At 69.9% G+C, this 18,186-nt stretch carries 17 protein-coding genes; 9 read left to right on the top strand and 8 right to left on the bottom strand.

Annotation, left to right across the window (positions count from 1 at the left end):
• Positions 1–47 precede the first annotated feature (47 nt).
• Positions 48–998, bottom strand: coding sequence for an alpha/beta hydrolase (locus PGN25_16580; protein ID MEH3119152.1), 951 nt, complete (start codon positions 996–998; stop codon positions 48–50).
• Between the two features lie 217 nt (positions 999–1,215).
• Here PGN25_16580 and PGN25_16575 point away from each other — a divergent pair, with 217 nt between their 5' ends.
• The 4 genes from PGN25_16575 (at position 1,216) to PGN25_16560 (ending at position 5,037) form a co-directional block, all read left to right on the top strand.
• The gene (locus PGN25_16575) at positions 1,216–1,572 is read left to right on the top strand and encodes a DUF6460 domain-containing protein (protein MEH3119151.1); all 357 of its coding nucleotides are present in this window, start codon (positions 1,216–1,218) and stop codon (positions 1,570–1,572) included.
• 127 nt (positions 1,573–1,699) lie between these two features.
• Positions 1,700–3,097 (top strand): heterodisulfide reductase-related iron-sulfur binding cluster, encoded by a 1,398-nt coding sequence (locus PGN25_16570; GenBank protein ID MEH3119150.1) that lies wholly within the window; start codon positions 1,700–1,702, stop codon positions 3,095–3,097.
• 112 nt (positions 3,098–3,209) lie between these two features.
• On the top strand, positions 3,210–3,596 hold the full coding sequence (locus tag PGN25_16565; GenBank protein MEH3119149.1) for a response regulator: 387 nt from the start codon (positions 3,210–3,212) through the stop codon (positions 3,594–3,596).
• Between the two features lie 145 nt (positions 3,597–3,741).
• Positions 3,742–5,037, top strand: a complete 1,296-nt coding sequence (locus tag PGN25_16560) for an O-acetylhomoserine aminocarboxypropyltransferase/cysteine synthase (GenBank protein MEH3119148.1) — start codon at positions 3,742–3,744, stop codon at positions 5,035–5,037.
• 201 nt (positions 5,038–5,238) lie between these two features.
• Here the strand turns inward: PGN25_16560 and PGN25_16555 are convergent, their stop codons facing one another.
• A complete protein-coding gene (locus PGN25_16555) occupies positions 5,239–5,973 on the bottom strand; it encodes an RNA methyltransferase (protein ID MEH3119147.1) in 735 nt (244 codons plus the stop codon).
• A 68-nt stretch (positions 5,974–6,041) separates the two neighbouring features.
• Positions 6,042–6,590: a formaldehyde-activating enzyme gene (locus tag PGN25_16550; protein MEH3119146.1), complete on the bottom strand. Its 549-nt coding sequence runs from the start codon at positions 6,588–6,590 to the stop codon at positions 6,042–6,044.
• 174 nt (positions 6,591–6,764) lie between these two features.
• On the opposite strand from PGN25_16550, the gene PGN25_16545 reads away from it, so the two are divergent.
• Together PGN25_16545 and PGN25_16540 are read left to right on the top strand one after the other, a co-directional pair.
• Positions 6,765–7,283, top strand: a complete 519-nt coding sequence (locus tag PGN25_16545) for a hypothetical protein (protein ID MEH3119145.1) — start codon at positions 6,765–6,767, stop codon at positions 7,281–7,283.
• Positions 7,284–7,428: 145 nt separating this feature from the next.
• The gene (locus tag PGN25_16540) at positions 7,429–8,643 is read left to right on the top strand and encodes an NADP-dependent isocitrate dehydrogenase (GenBank protein MEH3119144.1); all 1,215 of its coding nucleotides are present in this window, start codon (positions 7,429–7,431) and stop codon (positions 8,641–8,643) included.
• Positions 8,644–8,770: 127 nt separating this feature from the next.
• Here PGN25_16540 and PGN25_16535 read toward each other — a convergent pair whose 3' ends face one another.
• The 3 genes from PGN25_16535 to glgX form a co-directional block, all read right to left on the bottom strand.
• Complete coding sequence (locus tag PGN25_16535; GenBank protein ID MEH3119143.1) at positions 8,771–9,088, bottom strand: plasmid stabilization protein; 318 nt, start codon at positions 9,086–9,088, stop codon at positions 8,771–8,773.
• 33 nt (positions 9,089–9,121) lie between these two features.
• Positions 9,122–10,717, bottom strand: coding sequence for a histidine kinase famiy protein (locus tag PGN25_16530; GenBank protein MEH3119142.1), 1,596 nt, complete (start codon positions 10,715–10,717; stop codon positions 9,122–9,124).
• Between the two features lie 160 nt (positions 10,718–10,877).
• Positions 10,878–13,148 carry a glycogen debranching protein GlgX gene (gene glgX / locus PGN25_16525; protein MEH3119141.1) on the bottom strand — a complete coding sequence of 757 codons (2,271 nt, stop codon included), beginning with the start codon at positions 13,146–13,148 and terminating at the stop codon, positions 10,878–10,880.
• A 219-nt stretch (positions 13,149–13,367) separates the two neighbouring features.
• Here glgX and PGN25_16520 point away from each other — a divergent pair, with 219 nt between their 5' ends.
• The 3 genes from PGN25_16520 to PGN25_16510 all read left to right on the top strand — a co-directional run bounded on the left by PGN25_16520 (position 13,368) and on the right by PGN25_16510 (position 15,553).
• Positions 13,368–14,084, top strand: a complete 717-nt coding sequence (locus PGN25_16520; protein ID MEH3119140.1) for an SHOCT domain-containing protein — start codon at positions 13,368–13,370, stop codon at positions 14,082–14,084.
• A 192-nt stretch (positions 14,085–14,276) separates the two neighbouring features.
• Positions 14,277–15,341, top strand: coding sequence for a spore photoproduct lyase family protein (locus tag PGN25_16515; GenBank protein MEH3119139.1), 1,065 nt, complete (start codon positions 14,277–14,279; stop codon positions 15,339–15,341).
• An 11-nt stretch (positions 15,342–15,352) separates the two neighbouring features.
• Positions 15,353–15,553, top strand: coding sequence for a hypothetical protein (locus PGN25_16510; GenBank protein MEH3119138.1), 201 nt, complete (start codon positions 15,353–15,355; stop codon positions 15,551–15,553).
• A gap of 234 nt (positions 15,554–15,787) precedes the next feature.
• Here the strand turns inward: PGN25_16510 and PGN25_16505 are convergent, their stop codons facing one another.
• Both PGN25_16505 and PGN25_16500 read right to left on the bottom strand, forming a co-directional pair.
• A complete protein-coding gene (locus PGN25_16505) occupies positions 15,788–16,993 on the bottom strand; it encodes an acyl-CoA dehydrogenase (GenBank protein MEH3119137.1) in 1,206 nt (401 codons plus the stop codon).
• Positions 16,994–17,021: 28 nt separating this feature from the next.
• Positions 17,022–18,176: an acyl-CoA dehydrogenase family protein gene (locus PGN25_16500; GenBank protein ID MEH3119136.1), complete on the bottom strand. Its 1,155-nt coding sequence runs from the start codon at positions 18,174–18,176 to the stop codon at positions 17,022–17,024.
• Between the last annotated feature and the right edge of the window lie 10 nt (positions 18,177–18,186).

The following is an 18,186-nucleotide window of genomic DNA, read 5'->3' as shown; positions in this document are numbered from 1 at the left end:
TCGGACAGCCTCTCGGGTGGGGCTTCGATCCCGCAAGCGTCACCGCGTCACGCCAGCGCCATCAGGAAGCGGTCGATCAGCTCCAGGGCCTGCTCCGTCAGCGCGCCGGGATAGCGCACGAAGATGTGGCAGCCGCCGGCATAGACCGCGGTGTGGCCGCCGTTGTCGGCCGCCGCCCACCGGGCCGACATGTAGAGCGTGTCGTCCAACAGCGGGTCGGCGGTGCCGACGGTGAACAGGGCGGGCGGCAGGCCGCGCAGGTCGGCGTAGAGCGGCGAGACGTCGGGGCGGCGCCGGTCGATGCCTTCGCGCACGTAGCCGTCGGCGAAGCGCCTGAGGTCGGTGGTGTTGATGACGAGCCGTTCCTCGCCCCAGAGCCGCACGCTCGGGGTCAGGCCGAGATCGTAGAAGCCGGCGTTGAGATTGGCGCCGCGGAAGGCCCGGGGCAGGCCGTGCCGGTCGCGCAGGCGCAAAAGCGTCATCACCGCGAGATGGGCGCCGACGGATTCGCCGCCGATGGTCAGGGCGTGCACCCCGAGCTCCGCCTTGCCGGGTCCGGCGAGCCAGAGCGCGGCGGCCTCGCAATCTTCGAGGGCGGCCGGATAGGGATGCTCCGGCGCCAGCCGGTACTCCACCGAGAGGCAGACGAAGCCGCAGGCATCGGCGATGCGCTCCAGCCACGGGTCCTGCTCGTCGGCCGCGCCCCAGACCCAGCCGCCGCGGTGGATGTGCAGGTAGGCGCCCCGCGCCTTGCCCTGGGGCCGGATCACCCGCAGGGGCAGCGGCCCGCCCGGCCCCTCGATGGTCAGGGTCTCGGCGCGCGGGCTGCGCGGCATGGCCGGCGAGGCCTGCGTGCCGGCGCGGCGGCGGGCCCGCACCTGCTCGATCGGCAGCGACCAGGGATCGGCTTGCGCGGCGTGCGCGGCCACGATCTCGGCATTGAGCGCCTTCGTCTCGGCATCGATGGTCGCCGGGTCGAACAGAGCGTGGTCGATCATGGCCCTTCTCAGGTCGCGGGGTGTGGGAGCGGCACGCGGGGCGCGGTTCGATGCGGCCCGCCATCTTGAGTGGAACGTGCGGGGATGCCATCTGGCTGCGACCCCGAACGGGCCGAATGCCGCCGCGTGCAGGCGGTTTCGCATGAGTGTGGCCGGCAGGCAACGCCGTGGCGGGGCGGCCACGGCGCGTCGAGGAACAGGCGAGGACACCGACCGAATGATCGGCGATCACGACGCGCGGCGCCGCGCTCCGCCCGACCACGGCGTCGACCCGGCCGATCCGCGCGACGGCGGGCCGCGCCGTCGTTCCGGCCTCGACCGCTTCCTCGGCGGCTCGCCCGCCGCGGTGTTCGTGAAGCTACTGTTCCTGTCCGTGCTGGTCGGCGCGGTGATGGCGATGTTCGGCCTGACGCCGGGCCTGCTGTTCCGGCAGCTCTACGATCTCGGCCGCTCGCTGATCGACCTCGGGCTCGACACCTTCCACGATTTCGGCCGCTGGATCCTCGCGGGTGCGGCGGTGGTGGTGCCGATCTGGCTGATCGCCCGCGTCCTGACCGTGTCGCGGGGGCGCTGAGGGCAGCGCCCTCTCCCGGCGGTCCGCGGCGCGACAAAACAACAGCTTGGAATCGTTCCCGATTGCCCTGCCCGCGCGAACGGTTCTAAGAAAATCGAACAAGCAAGAAAACGCGTCGAGGCGTGTCGTGCAGACCAATTTCGCTCCCGCGCAGCTCGCCGACCCCGCCATGGCGGCCTCGGAAAAGATCCTGCGCACCTGCGTGCATTGCGGGTTCTGCACCGCGACCTGCCCGACCTACCTCCTGCTCGGCGACGAACTCGATTCACCGCGCGGACGCATCTACCTGATCAAGGACATGCTGGAGGGCGGCAAGGCGGCGAGCCGCGAGGTGGTCAAGCATGTCGACCGCTGCCTCTCCTGCCTCTCCTGCATGACGACCTGCCCGTCGGGAGTGCATTACATGCACCTCGTCGACCACGCCCGCACCCATATCGAGAAGACCTACCGGCGCCCGCTCTCCGACCGGCTCTTGCGGGCGGTGCTCGCCCTTGTCCTGCCCTACCCGAACCGGTTCCGGCTGGCCCTGCTCGCGGCCAAGGTCGGCGCGCCGCTGCGCCCGCTCGTCGCCCGGCTGCCGCGGGTCGGCAACCGGCTCGCGGCGATGCTCGACCTCGCCCCCGCGCAGTTGCCGAACCGCAACCCGACCGACCGGCCCGGCACCTTCCCCGCCGACACCGCGGCGCAGGAGATCAGCGACCTGTTCCAGACCGGCGAGGACAAGGGCCCGGCCAAGAGCCGCGGCCGGGTCGCGCTGCTGCGCGGCTGCGCCCAGAGCGTGCTGCGGCCGGACTTCAACGAGGCGGCGATCCGCCTGCTCAACCGCCACGGGGTCGAGGTGGTCCAGCCCAAGGGCGAGGGCTGCTGCGGGGCGCTCACCCACCACATGGGCAAGGCGGACTCCGCCCACGGCCACGCCCGGCGCACCATCGACGCCTGGATCGCCGAGATGGACGGGCCGGGCCTCGACGCCATCGTCGTCACCGCCTCGGGCTGCGGCACGACGATCAAGGATTACGGCTTCATGTTCCGCGACGACCCGGCCTACGCCGCGAAGGCGGCGCGGGTGTCGGCCATAGCCCGGGACGTGACCGAGTACATGGCCGAGATCGGCCTGCTGCCGCCGGTGGAGGACACCGACCTCGTCGTCGCCTACCACTCCGCCTGCTCGATGCAGCACGGGCAGGCGATCCGCACCGAGCCGAAGACCCTGCTGAAGAAGGCGGGCTTCACGGTGAAGGACGTGCCGGAGGGGCACATCTGCTGCGGCTCGGCCGGCACCTACAACATCCTCCAGCCGGAGATCGCCGCCCGCCTGCGCGACCGCAAGGTGGCGAATGTCGAGCGGCTCCGGCCGGACCTGATCGCCACCGGCAACATCGGCTGCGCCACCCAGATCGGGAAGGGCACCGACATCCCGATCCTGCACACGGTCGAGCTGCTCGATTGGGCGACCGGCGGCCCGCGGCCGGAGGCCTTGGCCGGGCTGCCGGTCCGTTCGGCGCCTGCGCGGGTGAGCGCCTGACGTCAAGCCGTTTCTTGCCGCCGCGCACAATTAACGGCCGGCACTTCCTTGACCTCGTTGCAGGTGCGAATTAGGCCGCAACCAGCGTCGGCCCGAGATCGTTTGCAGCTTCATGACAGAGAACCCCTCAGAGACGCCCGTCGTCCTCCTCGTCGAAGATGACGGTCTGCTGCTGATGGAGGCCTCCGATACGCTGGCGGAAGCCGGGTTCGACGTCCTCGAAGCCCCCCATGCCGACAAGGCCCTCGACGTGCTGGAGGGCCGGCCCGATGTCGGCATCCTGATGACCGACGTCGACATGCCGATGGGCTCGATGGACGGGTTCGCCCTGGCCCGCCTCGTCGCCCACCGCTGGCCGGAAATCCCGGTGCTGATCGTGTCGGGCATGGGCACGCCGGGCCCCGGCGACATGCCGGAGGGCGCCCGCTTCATCCCCAAGCCCTACGCGCCGACCTTGCTGGTGCGCACCCTCAAGGCGTGCCTCAAGCGCGCGGCCTGAGGCTTCGACGCCGCCGCACGCATCGCTGCCGCGCCTCGAAGCGGCGGATCGCGGGTTTCGCCGCGGCGCGTTTCGCGGCAGAAGGCGGTGCAGGACGCGCCCTCAAGCGACGCGCGAGTTCAGACCGATCAGTCCGGGTCCCGCCATGACCGCCGAGCCAAAAACCCATCGCCTCGCCACGCAGGCGGTCCATGCGGGCGCCGCACCCGATCCCGCCACCGGCGCGCGGGCGCAGCCGATCTATTTCACCAACGGCTTCGTCTTCGATTCCACCGAGCAGGCGGCCGACATCTTCGCGATGCGAAAGACCGGCTTCTCCTACTCGCGCGGCTCGAACCCGACGGTCGCCGCGCTGGAGCGCCGGATCGCCGCGCTGGAGGGCGCCAAGGCGGCGGTGGCCGTCTCCTCCGGGCAGTCGGCGGTGCTGCTCGTGATGATGACGCTGATGCGGACGGGCGACGCCTACGTCGCCTCGCCACGACTGTTCGGCGGCTCGCTCGGCCTGATGCGCCGCCTCGAAGGCCGCTACGACCTGACGCCGCAATTCGCCGCCGACCTGACGCCGGAGGCCTTCGAGGCGGCGATCACGCCGCAGACCAAGGCGATCATCTGCGAGTCGATCGTCAATCCCTGCGCCACGGTCATGGACATCGAGGGCATCTCCGCGGTCGCGAAGCGCCACGGGCTGCCGCTCGTGATCGACAACACCCTGGCCTCCCCCGCCCTGATCCGCCCGATCGCGTACGGCGCCGACATCGTCGTCCACTCCACCTCGAAATTCCTGGGCGGTTCGGGGCAGGTGATCGGCGGCATGATCTGCGATGCCGGCACCTTCGACTGGCGGGCCCATGGCTCGCGCTACAACCTCATCAACGACCCCTGGCCGGACTATGACGACCTGATCGTCAGCGAGCGCTTTCCCGAGATCGGCTTCGCCGTGGCCTGCCGCCTGTTCGGCCTGCGCGACCTCGGCCCCGGCCTGTCGCCGATGAACGCCTTCCTGACGCTGACCGGCATCGAGACCCTGCCGCTGCGGATGGAGCGCCACTGCTCGAACGCGAGGGCGGTCGCCGCCTTCCTCAAGGACCATCCCGCGGTCGAATGGGTGAGCTATCCGGCCCTGCCCGGCCAGCCCGGCGAGGCGCTCGCCAACCGCTACGTGCCGCAGGGGCCGGGCTCGATCTTCACCTTCGCCTTGAAGGGCGGCGAACCGGCAGCCCTTCGGTTCATCGCGAACCTGGAGCTGATCTCGCACCTCGTGAACATCGGCGAGATCAAGTCGCTGGCGATCCACCCCGCGACCACCACGCACCGGCAGCTCCGCCCCGAGGAGCGCGCGGCCGCCTGCGTCGGTCCCGAGACGGTGCGCCTCTCGATCGGCCTGGAGGATCCCGAGGATCTGATCGCCGATATCGAGCAGGCGCTGGCCCGGATCGGCTGACGTTCCATGACGCGGCGCGGGCGCCTCACCCTCGTCGGTGCCCGCCTCCGCCGACGAGGCGGCGGCGACATCGGATTCCACGGGCTGATGAACGGCTTCTCCTGAATCGGGCGCGCCTGCGCCGGCTGATGGACTGGACCCAGGGCTGCGTCGGCCTGGCGCCGCGATGACGGCGGGACGCAAGGCGAGAAGCCGTCGGCCTTACGGCTCGTCCGTCTTCGCGCGCCGGTCGAGCGCCCGCAACGCGCCGCGAAACGTGCGCACGTCCTGCTCGGTCATCGCCATGCGGTGGAGCATGTCGCGCATGTTGCGGGCGATGATCTCCTGCTTCTCCGGCGGGTAGAAGCCGGCTTGCGCCAGCGTCGCCTCCAGGCTCGCGAACAGCGCCAGCAGCGCCGCGCGGGTGGCCGGCGGCGAGAGCAGTTCGCCGGAGAAGGGCAAGGTCGCGAGCCCGGCGGCGCGGCGCCACTCGTAGCCCATCAGCAGCACGGCCTGGGCGAGGTTGAGCGAGGGAAATTCTTCCGTGACCGGGAAGGTGACGATGGCGTCGGCGAGCGACACCTCGTCGTTGCTGAGTCCGACCCGCTCGCGCCCGAACATCAGCCCGACCCGCTCGCCGCGCCCGATCCGCCCGGCGGTGGCCGTCATCGCCTCCTCGGGAGCGAACACCCGCTTCATCTGCCCGCGCTCGCGGGCGGTGGTGGCGAGCAGGTGGTGCAGGTCGGCGATCGCCTCCGGCAGGGTGGCGTAGACCTTTGCCCCGTCGAGCACGTGCGTCGCGCCGGAGGCCGCCTCCCGCACGCCCTTCTTCGGCCAGCCGTTCTTCGGGGCCACGAGGCGAAGCTCGGACAGGCCGAAATTCGCCATGGCGCGGGCGGCCATGCCGATGTTCTCGGCGAGTTGCGGCTCGACCAGGATGACGACGGGGGTGTTCATCTTTCCCGACATTCGAACGCATCGGAGCGCGCCGCCGGCAAAGCCGGCGGCGCGGACCCCCAAAAAACTCAGATCTTACCGTCGAGGCCCATCTGGTAGTATTTGTGGGTGATCTTGTCCTGGTTCTCGAGCAGCCAGTCGATCGAGGGCTCGTGGGTCATGGCCTTGCGGATCGCTTCGGTCATGCCCTTGCGCTGGATCTCGAACAGCGCCTTGTGGTCGACGCTCTCGGCCTGGATCACGCCGGGGCTGAGCCAGACCGAGCAGATGATGCCGAGATCGTTGGCCTTCTCCCGCGGGATGTAGCCGGCCCGCACCGCGTCGAGCACGCCGTTGGCGATGGCGTACTGCACCGTACCCATCAGGATCGAGGTGTACTTGTTCTCGGTCACGCTCACCTTGGAGACGCACAGCGTCACCGGGCGGACCATGATGTCGGTGTTGAGCAGCGCGAAGACGCGGCTGTGGCCGACGACCTGATCGCCGGTGAGCGTGGCGAGCGCGGTGCCGACCGGGCCGTCGAGCTCGCCGATGATGACCTCCGGCTCGGAGGCGGTGTTGGGCGGGCCGCCCGCGACGAGGGCCTCGCCGGCGCGCAGGACGATGCGGTCGCTCATGGTGTCTCCTTCCTGGCTCGTTGATGCGCGGGTGGTCGCAGTGCCGGCCGCGTTTGTCCAGGCCGGATCGCGCCGCGCCGACCTGCGCGCCGTCGCGGGACCGACATTCGCTTCGGTCGAAGAGCCGGGGATCAGGGTGGCCGGGCCGCGCCGCCTCGTCTATGCCCGCCGCCCATGACGGAATCCGTGAAAGGCGACGGCCTGCGCACCCTCGTGGCGCTGATCGAGATCCAGGGCGGCCTCGTGGGCCTCTGGGCCTTCCTGCAAGACCTGATGCGGACGGCCCCCGCGCTGCCGCTCACGCTGCTGCCCGGCGTCCTGTTCATCGGTCTGGTGCTCGCGGCGAGCGTGGTCGCGGGCGTGGCGCTCTGGCAGGACCGGCGCCTGGGCTACACCCTCTCCGTGCCGGTGCAGCTCGCGCAGGTGATCTGGTTCGTGAGCGCGAGCCTGACCGTCCGCGTCTCGGCGAGCGGCTGGCTTCTGGCCGAGGCGTTCCTGCGCGTCCCCGCGGAGGGCGGCGTGCTGGTGGGCTGGCAGTTCGACGCCGCGCGCAAGGGCGGCTACGCCCTCACCCTCGCGCCGCGGGAGGATTTCACGCTCGCGCTCAACCTGATCGCCCTGGCGATCCTGGTCTGGCTCGGGATTCGCCTTCGCCGCCTGCCGCCGCGCAGAGGGCCGTCGAGCGGGCGGTAACAGAATCGCGCATCCGAAACGGGCCGTCCGGCCCCGGCTTTGTCGCGTTGCTGCGCTGCGTTATAGGGGCGGCGACCAAGGTTCCGGAGAGATGCGCGGGGGGCAGCCGGCCGGCCGCGCGGCACCGGACAAGCGAGGGACCGACATGGCGAAGATCAAGGTGGCCAATCCGGTCGTCGAGCTCGACGGCGACGAGATGACCCGGATCATCTGGGCGGAGATCAAGAACAAGCTCATCCACCCCTACCTCGATCTCGACCTCGACTATTACGACCTCGGCGTCGAGCACCGCGACGCGACGAACGACCAAGTGACGGTCGATGCGGCCGAGGCGATCAAGCGCCACGGCGTCGGCGTGAAATGCGCCACCATCACGCCGGACGAGGCCCGCGTCGAAGAGTTCAAGCTCAAGGAGATGTGGCGCTCGCCCAACGGCACCATCCGCAACATCCTCGGCGGCGTCATCTTCCGCGAGCCGATCATCTGCTCGAACGTGCCGCGCCTCGTGCCCGGCTGGACCCAGCCCTTCGTGATCGGCCGCCACGCCTACGGCGACCAGTACCGCGCCACCGACTTCAAGGTGCCGGGCAAGGGCCGCCTGACCATCAAGTTCGAGGGCGAAGACGGCACCGTCATCGAGAAGGAGGTGTTCAAGTTCCCGGACGCCGGTGTCGCGATGTCGATGTACAACCTCGACCAGTCGATCATCGATTTCGCCCGGGCCTCGTTCAACTACGGCCTCGCGCGCAAGTACCCGGTCTACCTCTCGACCAAGAACACCATCCTCAAGGTCTATGACGGGCGCTTCAAGGATCTGTTCCAGAAGGTCTATGACGAGGAGTTCAAGTCGAAGTTCCAGTCGCTCGGCCTCGTCTACGAGCACCGCCTGATCGACGACATGGTGGCCTCCTGCCTCAAGTGGTCGGGCGGCTACGTCTGGGCCTGCAAGAACTACGACGGCGACGTGCAGTCGGATACGGCCGCGCAGGGCTTCGGCTCGCTCGGCCTGATGACCTCGGTGCTGATGACGCCGGACGGCCAGACCGTCGAGGCCGAGGCCGCCCACGGCACGGTGACGCGCCACTACCGCGAGCACCAGAAGGGCAAGGCGACCTCCACCAACTCGATCGCCTCGATCTTCGCCTGGACCCGCGGCCTGTCGCACCGGGCCAAGCTCGACGACAACGCCGATCTGGCGACGTTCGCCGCGACGCTGGAGAAGGTCTGCGTCGACACGGTCGAGTCCGGCCACATGACGAAGGACCTCGCCCTCCTCGTCGGCCCGGACCAGAAGTGGCTCACCACCGACGGCTTCCTCGACAAGGTCGACGAGAACCTGAAGACGGCGATGGCCGTGTGAGGCTGGAAAGATCCCTCTCCCCTCCGCGGGAGAGGGTGGCTCCCGAAGGGGGCGGATGAGGGGATGCGCGGTCTCCGGACAGACCCGAGCCGGCCCCTCTCCCGCAGAGGAGGAGGGGCGGGAAACGTCAACCCGCCTTCTTCGCCGCGTTGCGCCTGCGCGTCTCGGCCGCCTTCCTGGCCGAGGCCGAGCGCTGCTCCTTGGTGCGGGCGGCGGAGGCCGTGCCGCCGGTCCGGCCGCCCTTGTGCGCGGCGGGATGGTCGCTCGCATGGCCGCGGCCCGAGCCGCCGGGCTTCTTGCCGCCGCCGTCGTCCTTGTTGACGGTGGCCCAGGCGCGGGATTCCGCTTCCCGTTCGGGCACGCCGGGGGATTCGTAGGATTCGGCGATGTGCTCCGCCTTGCGGATCTGCTTGTCCGTGTATTTCGACTTGTCGCCGCGGGCCATGATGCTCTCCCGATCCATTGCGCCGGTCAGGTCTCAGGGCCTGCCCGCCGCGTCGAGGGCCGCCCGCATCCGCCGGATCAGCTCGGCGCGGCGGTACGGCTTGTTCAGGATATCGAACTCCGGACGCTCGCTTCCGGTTCGCTCCAGGCTCGCCTCGGCGTAGCCGGTGGTGAGCAGGATCTTCAGGCCGGGACGGCGGCGGCGCGCCTCGCGGGCGAGCGAGAGGCCGTCCATGCCGCCGGGCATGATCAGGTCGGAGAACAGCAGGTCGATCTCCGGGTGGTCACCTAAGATCTCCAGGGCCTCCCGGCCGTGGCGGGCCATCAGCGTGCCGTAGCCGTAGTCGCGCAGGATCGCCCGGGCGAGTTCGGCCACGTCGGCGCGGTCGTCGACGATCAGGATCGTCTCGGTGCCCGGCCGCTCCTCGGCCGCCGTCGGGGGCCCGCTCGCCGCCGGGTCCGCCGCGCCGGTCGCCGGGAAGGACAGGCGCACGGTGGTCCCTTCCCCCACCACCGACCCGATCTGCGCCGAGCCGCCCGATTGCTTGGCGAAGCCGTAGACCATGGAGAGGCCGAGGCCGGTGCCCTTGCCTTCCTCCTTGGTGGTGAAGAACGGGTCCATCACCCGCGCCAGCACGTCGGAGGGAATGCCGGCCCCCGTATCGGTCACCGCGACGCTGACGAGGCGCGAACCGTCGGGGCGGCCGGATTCCTCGTTGCGCGTGGTGATGGTGACGCGCCCGCCCTCCGGCATGGCGTCGCGGGCGTTGATCAGCACGTTGAGCAGGGCGACCTCGGCCTGGGTCCGATCGATCCGGCAGACGAGGAGATCGGGGGCGAGATCGGTCTCGATCGTCACCGCCTCGCCGAGCGTGCGTTCCGCCAGCTCCTTCATCTCGCCCACGAGATCGTTGAGGTTGAGGGTGCGGCCGTCGAGGCGCTGCTTGCGGGCGAACGAGAGCAGTTGCTGCGTCAGCGTCGAGGCGCGCTCGGCCGCTTCGCGGATGTTGCCGACGGCGCGGGTCATGCGGCCCCGGTCGGCGTCGGGCCGCTCCAGGTTGGTCGCGAGCGAGTCGGCGTAGCCGAGGATCACCTGGAGCAGGTTGTTGAAATCGTGGGCGATGCCGCCGGTGAGCTGGCCGAGCGCCTCCATCTTCTGTGCCTGATGCAGCGAATCCTCGGCGAGACGGCGGCGGGTGATGTCGAGCTGCGAGCCGAAGAAGTAGAGGAGATCGCCGGCCGCGTTGTAGACCGGGCTCACGAACAGCGCGTTCCAGAAGATCGAGCCGTCCTTGCGGTAGTTGAGGATCTCGGTGGCGATGTCCCGGCGCCGCTCGATCGCCGCGCGCACCTGCGCCCGCGTCGCCGGATCGGTCTCCGGCCCTTGCAGGAAGCGGCAGTTGCGGCCGATCACCTCCTCCCGGACGTAGCCGGTCATCTCCAGAAAGGCCTGGTTCACGAACACGATCGGGTGCTCGTCCCGGTTCGGGTCGACCACCACCATCGGCATGCGCGTCATCGACACGGCGGCGAAGAAGATGTCGCTGCCGGACTCGAACTCGTGGCCGGCCGCGCCCGCCTCGGCGCTGGGATGGCTGCCGTGGGGTCGTTTCTCGGGGATGTCGGTCATGCGAACCCGCGGCGTGGCGTTTCTCGACGAGGCCGCCGGCGTCGCCGCCGCATCCTCGATGCAGAGAGTAGGACGAAGCCGCGGGAAGGAAATCGGCCCCGGAGCCGCGCGGCACAGTCGGGAGGGACCGCCCGCGGAGAGCGGTCCCTCGCCCGCACCGTCAGGCCTCCGCGTCGATGCCGAAGCTCACGCTTTCGACGTTCGCCCGCTCGAAGGCCTGCATCACGTACTGGTAGGAGCGCTCCATGTCGCTGTGCGCCTCGTCCCCGCTCTCGACGGGCTTCAGGACGAACATCAGCATCGAGCGGCCGGTGACCGCGTAGCTCTCGCCGACGGCGAAGCTCGCCACTTCCTGGCTGTCCGGCAGGTTGGTGTCGAGGAGCCGGGTCCAGGCGGTGCCGCCCGGCGCCTCCGGGAAGGTGAAATCCACCACGTCGTGATAGGCGTTGTAGAACAGGAGCAGGGTGGCGTCGCCGCCGCGCTTGTGGATGCCGCTCGCCTGGGCGCGCCCGTCGAGCAGCACGGCCAGCGTCCGGGAATGGCCGTCGTTCCAGTTCTCCGGGCTCATCTCGGTGCCGGTCGGCGTGAGCCACGTCACGTCCTTGACGCCGAACTCCTCGTCGTAGGCCCCCGTGACGAAGCGGCCGCGCGAGAGCATCGGCAGGGCGTTGCGCAGCAGGATCAGGCGCTGCGCGAACTCGGCGAGATCCCGCTCCTCCTCGCCGATGGCGCCCCAGTCGACCCAGGAGACCTCGTTGTCCTGGCAATAGGCGTTGTTGTTGCCCTTCTGCGTGCGGGCGAACTCGTCGCCGGCCAAGAGCATCGGCGTGCCCTTCGACAGGAACAGGGTCGCCAGCATGTTGCGCATCTGGCGCAAGCGAACCGAGCGGATCTCGGGATCGTCGGTCGGGCCCTCGACGCCGTAATTGTAGGACAGGTTGTGGCCGTGCCCGTCGCGGTTGCCCTCGCCGTTCGCCTCGTTGTGCTTCTCGTTGTACGACACCGTGTCGTTGAGCGTGAAGCCGTCATGGGCGGTGATGAAGTTCACCGAGGCCCAGGGACGGCGCCCGCGCTTGTTGAACTTGTCGGCCGAGCCGGTGATGCGCGAGGCGAGCGCCGGCAGGAGTCCCTCGTCGCCCTTCCAGTAGCCGCGCACGTCGTCGCGGAACCGGTCGTTCCACTCGGCCCAGCCCGGCGGGAAGCCGCCGACCTGATAGCCGCCGGGGCCGCAATCCCACGGCTCGGCGATGAGCTTCACGTCGTTGAGGACGGGGTCCTGGCGGCAGGTGTCGAGGAAGCCGCCGCCCTCGTCGAAGCCGTAGGGCTCGCGGCCGAGGATGGTGGCGAGATCGAACCGGAAGCCGTCGACCCGCATCTCCGTCGCCCAGTAGCGAAGCGAGTCGGTGACGAGCTGCAGCACCCGCGGATGCGACAGGTTGAAGGTGTTCCCGGTGCCGGTGTCGTTGATGTAGTAGCGCGGCTGGTTCGGCAGCAGCCGGTAGTAGGAGGCGTTGTCGACGCCCTTGAACGAGAGCGTCGGGCCCTTCTCGTTGCCCTCCGCGGTGTGGTTGTAGACCACGTCGAGGATCACTTCGAGGCCGGCGCCGTGCATGCGCGCCACCATCTCCTTGAACTCGGAGAAGGCGAAGTCCGGCACCGCGGCGTAGCGCCGTGCCGGGGTGAAGAACGAGATCGTGTTGTAGCCCCAGTAATTGATCAGGTCCTTCTGCTGCAGGTAATCGTCCTGCACGAAGGAATGCACCGGCAGCAGCTCGACCGAGGTGACGCCGAGGCTCTTGACGTAGTCGAGCACGGCCGGGTGGCCCATGCCGGCATAGGTGCCGCGCAGCTTCTCCGGCACCGACGGGTGCAGCTTGGTGAAACCCTTCACGTGGGTCTCGTAGACGATGGTGCGCTCCCACGGCACGCGGGGCTTGGCATCGCGGCCCCAGGTGAAGGCCGGGTCGATCACGCGGGAGCGGCGGGTATAGGGGGCGGAGTCGCGCTCGTCGAAGGTGAGGTCGTCGCCGGTCTCCATCCGGTAGCCGAACAGGGCCGGGTTCCACTGGATCGTGCCGACGAGCCCCTTGGCGTAGGGATCGATCAGGAGCTTGTTCGGGTTGAAGCGGTGGCCGGCCTCGGGCTCGTAGGGGCCGTGGACGCGGTAGCCGTAGATCGTGCCGGGGCGCGCGTCCGGCAGATAGCCGTGCCAGACCTCGTCGGTGTACTCGGGCAGCTCGATGCGCTCGATCTCCCGCTCGCCCGCATCGTCGAACAGGCACAGCTCGACCTTGGTGGCGTGGGCCGAGAACAGCGCGAAGTTGACGCCGCGCCCGTCCCAGGTCGCCCCGCGGGGATGCGGCGAGCCTTCGCGGATTCGCGTGCGCGACGTGCGCGGCTTCGGCATCCCGGTCCTGTCGGTATCGGCCATCGTCGTCCCATTCTCGCTGGTGGCGGCCCCCGCGGGTCCGGCCGGACTCTGAACGTGCACGGGACGGCTAAGCTCCGTTCCGTCCGACGCGCCGCAGCAAATTTTTGCCCGGCGCGGGCGCGCCGACGCAGATGTGCTAGGCCTTGGACCCAACTCGCGGCGGGGACGCGCGTTGCAACGCCGCCCGCCGACATCGAAGCGTTCGAGCCGGAGACGTGCATGATCGAGGAACCCGAGCGTCGCCCGGCCGGGCTCCAGGCCCTGGCGGACCGCCACGGTGTCGGCCTGGAGGCGGTGCGCCACCTGCTGCGCGCCCTCCAGGCGGGCCAGGGCAACATGGCTCAGTTCGACCACCCCGATCTCGGCGGCTTCGGGCAATGGTCGCGCGGCGGCATGGTGATGGTCGGATCGATGAACGACCACGCGCTGAAGGCTCGGGTCGATGCCCTGTGCACCGAACTCGCCGCGTCGCTGCCTCTCTCCGGCTTCCGTGAGGAAGGGGCCTCCGGCCATTGGTGGCCCGAGGAACTCGGGCTTCCGTCGAGCGCGGGGGCGCAGAACGCGACGCGCTACGCCTTCTTCCCGGAGAAGCGGCGGCTCGCGGTCGAGACCGACGGGTGTTTCGCCCTCTACGACACCGGCGAGCGCATCGTCACCGGCGCCTCGCAGCAGCAGGGCGCCACGGCCTCGCTCCGGTTCAGCGGGCCGCAGGGGAGCTTTTCGCTGGACGATCTCGAGCCGGCGGAGCGTGAGGCGGAAGCAAGGCCGTCCGCTCCGTCCGAACCCACGGCTCTTCGACACGGTTCGACCGGATCGGGCGGCGACTCGTCCGACATCCTCTCGATTCTCGAACGCTTGGCCGAACTTCACAGGAAGGGCGTGCTGACCGACGCGGAGTTCGCGGGGAAGAAGGTGGAACTGCTGGCGCGGCTCTGACCCCCTCTCCGTCGTGGCGAGGCGAAGCCGAGGCCATCCAGGGCGCGCCTTCTCCGGAAAGGCCGCGCCGCCGGATCGCTTCGCAGCCGCTCGCGATGACGGAGGCTGCCGCAGCGCCCGATAACATCGTGGGCCGACGGCTTGTCGCCGCAGGCGCCACCGGACCGTCGCAGCCGCACTAGATGCCAGGCCATGGCCCGGCGCGACCTCATCGACATCGACCGCATCTTCCACGAACCGGCGGTCGCCGATTTTCCGCGCGGGCGCGCGATCCTGGCCCGCTACCCGAACGCCGAGCGGATCGTGGTGCCGTCGCATTGGAACATCCCGGAACTGCACGGCAATGCGGGTTCGGTCGAGGACTGGGTGCGGATCAAGCGCTCGACCCTGGTGCTCGGGGTGAAGAAGGGGCTGGCGATGCGACCCAACGGCCGCTCCGCCCACTTCATCGCGCCCTCGACCTCGAACGGCTGCGCCATGGCCTGCGCCTATTGCTACGTGCCGCGCCGCAAGGGCTTCTCCAACCCGATCTCGCTGTTCGTCAATGTCGAGGCGGTGGGCGCGGCGATCGCCCGCCACGCGGCCAAGCAGGGCCCGCTGCCCGAGCCCGACCAGATCGACGCGGCAGCCTGGGTCTACGATCTCGGCGAGAACGGCGATCTCTCGGTGGATGCGATGATCTGCGACAACGTCCGCGATCTCGTCGCGCTGTTCCGCGGGCTGCCCAACGCCAAGGGCTCGTTCGCGACCAAGGCGGTGAACCGCGATCTGCTGGCCTACGACCCGCAGGGGCGCACCCGCATCCGCTTCTCGCTGATGCCCGCCCGCGTCGCCCGCGTCGTCGACGTGCGCACCGCGCCGATCCCCGAGCGCATCGCCGCGATCGACGACTTCCTGGCCGCGGGCTACGAGGTCCACGTCAATTTTTCTCCCGTCATCCTCTACGAGGGCTGGGAGGCCGACTGGGCGGAGTTGTTCGCGCAGATCGACGGTACGATCTCGGATGCGGCCAAGAACCAGCTCAAATGCGAGATCATCATGCTGACCCACAATGCCGGTCTGCACGCGGTCAATCTCGGCTGGCACCCCAAGGCCGAGGCGCTGCTCTGGCGCCCGGACATCCAGGAGACCAAGCGCTCGGAGGGCGGCGGCGACAACCTGCGCTACCGCACCGGCTGGAAGGGCCAATGGCTCGCCCGCTTCAAGGCCCTGCTCGCCGAGCGGATGCCCTATTGCCGCGTACGCTACGCGTTCTGAGGAAGGATCGAATGACCGCGGCGCGATCGAGCGCGCTGAAGCGGTTCGCCGACGGCATCGAAAACGCCATCGCTCTGCCGTGGTCGACCGGCCCGGCGGAGGGCCAGATCAGCCGCCTGAAAGACGATCAAGCGTCAGATGTACGATCGGGCTGGCTTCGAGATGCTGCGGAAGCGCGTCCTCGGCGCCGCCTGAGCCGCCACGCAAAGTGACGAAGAACCCTGCAACGGCTCAGGCGGGCCGCGTGGTCAGCGCGAGCATGGGCCCTGCCCGACCTGCCGCGCGCCCGGCAGACCATGGCCGCGGTCCGTGCCACCTCCGGCACTCGGCTGAGCAACGTCACGGACCGCAGGCCGAAGCTCGAGCGCTTCATCGGCGCGACGTGCGCGCCGACCCCTCCTTCCGGTCCACCATCGATCCAAGCATCACGGCACGAGAAAAACCCTTCAAAAAAAGGCCTGAAGTCCCGTCTGGGCGCGCCCGAGGATCAGCGCGTGCACGTCGTGGGTGCCCTCGTAGGTGTTGACCGTCTCGAGGTTCTGGGCGTGGCGCATCACGTGGTACTCGCCCATGATGCCGTTGCCGCCGTGCATGTCGCGGGCGGTCCGGGCGATGTCGAGCGCCTTGCCGCAATTGTTGCGCTTGATCAGGCTGATCATCTCGGGCGCCATCCGGCCCGCATCCATCAGGCGGCCGACCCGCAAGGACGCCTGGAGCCCCAGCGCGATCTCGGTCTGCATGTCGGCGAGCTTCTTCTGCACGAGCTGGGTCTGGGCCAGCGGGCGGCCGAACTGTTTGCGCTCCAGGGTATAGGAGCGCGCCCGGTGCCAGCAATCCTCGGCCGCGCCCATCGCGCCCCAGGAGATGCCGTAGCGCGCCCGGTTGAGGCAGCCGAACGGTCCCTTGAGCCCGGAGACGTTGGGCAGGAGCGCGTCCTCGCCGACCTCGACACCCTCCATCACGATCTCGCCGGTGAGCGAGGCGCGCAGGGACAGCTTGCCCTTCAGGGCCGGGGCGGACAGCCCCTTCATGCCCTTCTCCAGCACGAAGCCGCGGATCGCGCCGTCATGCGCGTCGGACTTCGCCCAGACCACGAAGACGTCGGCGAAGGGCGCGTTCGAGATCCACATCTTGGCGCCCGAGATCCGGTAGCCGCCGTCGATCTTCTCCGCCCGCGTCTTCATGCCGGCGGGGTCGGAGCCCGCATCGGGCTCGGTCAGGCCGAAGCAGCCGATCCACTCGCCGCTCGCGAGCCTGGGCAGGAACTTTTTGCGCTGCTCCTCGGTGCCGTAGGCGTGGATCGGGTACATGACGAGCGAGGATTGCACGCTCATCATCGAGCGGTAGCCGGAATCGACCGCCTCGACGGCCCGCGCCACCAGTCCGTAGGCGACGTAGCTCGCGCCCGCGCAGCCGTATTCCTCCGGCAGCGTGACGCCGAGCAGGCCGAGCGCGCCCATCTGCCGGAACAGGTCCGGATCGGTCTTCTCCTCGGCATAGGCCTCCACGATGCCGGGCCGCAGCGTCTCCTCGGCGAAGGCCTGGGCCACATCGCGGATCGCGCGCTCGTCCCCGGCGAGCTGGTCGTCGAGCAGGAAGGGGTCGTCCCAGACGAAGCCGGCGGAGCCGGGCGGGCGGGTCGGGGCGTTCATGCGCATGTCCTTCTTGAGATTCCTCGTCTCAGGCGGCGCCGGGCAGGCCGCCCGCGTCGCTCACCCGGCGCAGGTGGTGCGCGGTGTCGCCGAACAGATATTCGATCGCGGTGAGACGCCGGAACAGGTGGGCGCCGAGATATTCGAGCGTCAGGCCGATGCCGCCGTGGAGCTGCACCGCCTCCTGGCCGACGAAGCGGGCCGAGCGGTTGACCTGCACCTTTGCGGCCGAGACCGCCGGCCCGCGCTCGGTCGCGTCCGCGCAAGCTCCCATCGTGGCGGCGTAGAGGGCCATGGAGCGAGCCTGTTCCAGCGCCACCAGCATGTCGACCGCCCGGTGCTGCAGCACTTGGAAGCTGCCGATCGGGGTGCCGAACTGCTTGCGGGTCTTGAGGTAGTCGACGGTGAGCGCATGCAGCGCCTCCATCACGCCGACCGCCTCGGCGCTCTGGGCCGCGATTCCCTCGTCCAGCACCCGCTCGATCACCGGCAGGCCCGCATCCGCCTCGCCGAGCAGGGCGTCGGCGGGGAGCGCGACGCCCTCCAGGGTGAGGTCCGCCGCCCGGCCGCCGTCCTGCGTCGGGTAGGCCTTCAGGGTCAGGCCGGGCGCGTCGGCGGGCACGAGGAACAGGCTGATTCCCGCCTCGTCGCGCCGCCCGCCGGCCGTGCGGGCGCTCACCACCAGGGTCTGCGCCGCGTCGGCGTTCAGCACCACGCATTTGGCGCCGTCGAGCCGATAGCCGCCGCCCTCCCGGCGCGCCGTCGTTGCCACGTCGGCGCGGTCGTAGCGGGCCTGCCGCTCGCCGTGCGCGAGGGCGAGGCGGTGACTCCCCTCCGCGATGCCCGGCACCAGCGCTTCCCGCTGCGCCGCGCTGCCGGCGAGGCGCAGGGCGCCGCCGCCCAGCACCACGCTGGCCAGATAGGGCTCGGGTGCGAGGTGCCGGCCGAGCGCTTCGACGGCGATCACGGTCTCGATCGGGCCGCCGCCGAAACCGCCATCCTCCTCGGCGAAGGGGAGGCCGAGCAGCCCCAGCTCGGCGAGTTGGGCCCAGGCCCCCTCGTCGAAGCCGAGCGGCTTGCGGCGCGCGGCCTCGACCTGCTCCAGGCTGCCGTAGCGGTCGGAGGCCCAGCGCTGGACCGAGTCCTTCAAGAGGCTCTGCTCGTCGGTGAGATCGAAATCCATCGCGAAAAAT

Source organism: Methylorubrum populi (assembly GCA_036946625.1).
In the GTDB taxonomy this organism is placed as follows: domain Bacteria; phylum Pseudomonadota; class Alphaproteobacteria; order Rhizobiales; family Beijerinckiaceae; genus Methylobacterium; species Methylobacterium populi_C.
Note: the sequence above shows the minus strand (reverse complement) of the source record. Positions and strands in the feature narration are given on the sequence as shown.